Here is a 2,040-nt window from a genome sequence, read left to right on the forward strand (position 1 = left end):
CGACAAGGCCGGCGCACCGGCCTGGCGGCACCTGCCGTCCTGGTTCGTCTATCCCGAGCTGGACTTCAACATCCCGCTGGCCGCCCACCGGTTCATGGCCGAGCGGGCCGGCGCCCGCGAGCAGGTGGAGATCGCGGGCGCCTCGCACGCCCTGCCCGCCTCCCAGCCCGCCGCCGTCGCCGACGTCATCCTCAACGCCGTCAACGACGTGGCGTGACGACTCTCGCGTCTCGCGCCTGAGCCGGGGAGGACCCGAATCCCCGCGAGAGATCGGTGACCCGGCATCGACCCGGCTCCGGCGGGTCGCCCTCGGACAGGCGATCCGCCGGAGCCGCCACCTGCGCCGTCGTGGCGCCGCGGATAGGTCGGTCGACCGATGACGGCGGGGGAGGGCATTGGGGATCCTTGGGGGCACGGAGCCGTGGTAAGCGGCTGCGCTCTGGGAGGAGACTGATGGTTGACACGTCGGAGCCGGACAGCGGGGAGTACGTCGAGCCGGCCGAAGTCCACTTCGACGACCTCGATCCCATCGGCAACCTGCACAACGGCCGCTACCTGATGCTGGTCGAGCGGGCGCTGATGCGGATCTGGGCGCGGAACGGCTACTCGTTCGTCGACGGCGTGCCGACGCATCCCGACGTGCTGCACGTCGTGGTCGAGCAGACGATCAAGTATCGGAGCCAGGTTCGCGGGGTCGGCGGGGTCAGCGTGGGATTCCGGATGGAGCGCCTCGGCAGGAGCAGCATGGTCTACACCTTCCGCGTGATGTCCCGCGACGGGCAGACGGTTCACGCCGAGGGGACGCGTACCGAGGTCAACGTGGACATGGCGACACAGCGGTCCGCGCCCTGGGCCGACGCGACCCGTGACATGGCCAACGTGCTGTTCGCTCCCGCCTCCGTCAGTTCGGGATGATCCGGCCGCCATCGGTATGGTGGCCGTCGTGGAGCACGTTCTGACGACCGAACGCCTGGTCCTGAGCCCGGTGACCGCGCGCGACCATGGCGAGCTGATGGCGCACTGGGCCGGTGTGGACGTGCGGCGGTTCCTCTTCGACGGAGAGGTGCTGTCTCCCGCGGACGTCGCCGAGGTCATCGAGGAGAGCGAGCGTGATTTCGCCACCGCGGGTTATGGTCTCTGGCTGATCCGGGACCGGGAGAGCGCCGGTCTGCTCGGCACGGCCGGGCTGCGACCGTTGGAGCGGCTCGGGCTGGAGGTGTTCTACAGCCTGGCGCCCGGGGCGTGGGGCAACGGATATGCCACCGAGGCCGCCGGCGCGGTGGTGGAGCACGCACTCGGTCCTCTCGGCCTGCCCGAGGTGCTGGCCGAGGTCGACGACGCCAACACCGCGTCGGTCGCGGTCGTCGAGCGGCTCGGCATGACCCCGTTCGCGGTGGTGGCCGGTCTGCTCGGCCCGATGACCCGCTACCGCAGGACTCGCTGAGTACGTCCGGCGGTCACCGGCCGTGCCCGCGTCATGATCGCCGGGGGCGCCGGAGGGCGGTGGCGAGGTCGTCGAGGTGGTCCGAGACGGCGCCCAGGGTGAGCAGGCCGCTGCCCGCCCCCGCCAGCTCCGCCGCCGCGGGGGTGAGCTCGGCGAGTGCGCGTTCCATCGTCTCCCGGTCGCCGACGGTGATGGCCGCGCGCGCGGTGAGGCACCACAGGGCCTCGAACAGCAGACCGGGGGGCGGGTCCGGCGCCTGTCGCAGCGCCGCCGCCGCCGCGTCGTGGCGGTGCCGCGCCAGCAGCACCAGCGGGCGGGCCCATGGCTCGTACGGTCCCCAGTCGGTCTGCTCGCCGGTCTGCTCGCCGATCTGCTCGCCGATCTGCACGTCGGCCTGGGCGGGCAGGCCACGGCGCAGGCGCAGGCACAGCAGCGCGAGCTCGGTCTGCTCGCCGGTCTGCTCGCCGATCTGCTCGCCGATCTGCACGTCGGCCTGGGCGGGCAGGCCACGGCGCAGGCGCAGGCACAGCAGCGCGAGCGGCAGCGCGCCACGTCGCAGCCCGGGCATGCCGGCCCCGTCCAGCCGGGTGGCGGCG

Annotated in this window: 3 protein-coding genes and 1 pseudogene; 3 read left to right on the forward strand and 1 reads right to left on the reverse strand. The window is 72.7% G+C overall.

The annotated features are described in order from the left end of the window. From DQW85_RS03115 to DQW85_RS03125, 3 genes are all read left to right on the forward strand, one after another. On the forward strand, positions 1–217 hold a 217-nt coding region (locus DQW85_RS03115), incomplete at its 5' end, for an alpha/beta fold hydrolase (RefSeq protein ID WP_240196889.1). Between the two features lie 236 nt (positions 218–453). Next, positions 454–915 carry an acyl-CoA thioesterase gene (locus tag DQW85_RS03120; RefSeq protein ID WP_113698913.1) on the forward strand — a complete coding sequence of 154 codons (462 nt, stop codon included), beginning with the start codon at positions 454–456 and terminating at the stop codon, positions 913–915. A gap of 28 nt (positions 916–943) precedes the next feature. Next, on the forward strand, positions 944–1,444 hold the full coding sequence (locus DQW85_RS03125) for a GNAT family N-acetyltransferase (protein ID WP_162794686.1): 501 nt from the start codon (positions 944–946) through the stop codon (positions 1,442–1,444). 31 nt (positions 1,445–1,475) lie between these two features. Here the strand turns inward: DQW85_RS03125 and DQW85_RS03130 are convergent. Beyond that, a pseudogene (locus DQW85_RS03130) lies at positions 1,476–2,040 on the reverse strand (hypothetical protein); the annotation flags it as partial.

This window comes from Nonomuraea lactucae (assembly GCF_003313395.1).
GTDB classification, from domain to species: domain Bacteria; phylum Actinomycetota; class Actinomycetes; order Streptosporangiales; family Streptosporangiaceae; genus Nonomuraea; species Nonomuraea lactucae.

Bases quoted from the DNA above. Each gene is read 5' to 3' on its own strand.
- DQW85_RS03120 (WP_113698913.1), top strand. From the start codon at position 454: ATGGTTGACACGTCGGAGCCGGACAGCGGGGAGTACGTCGAGCCGGCC.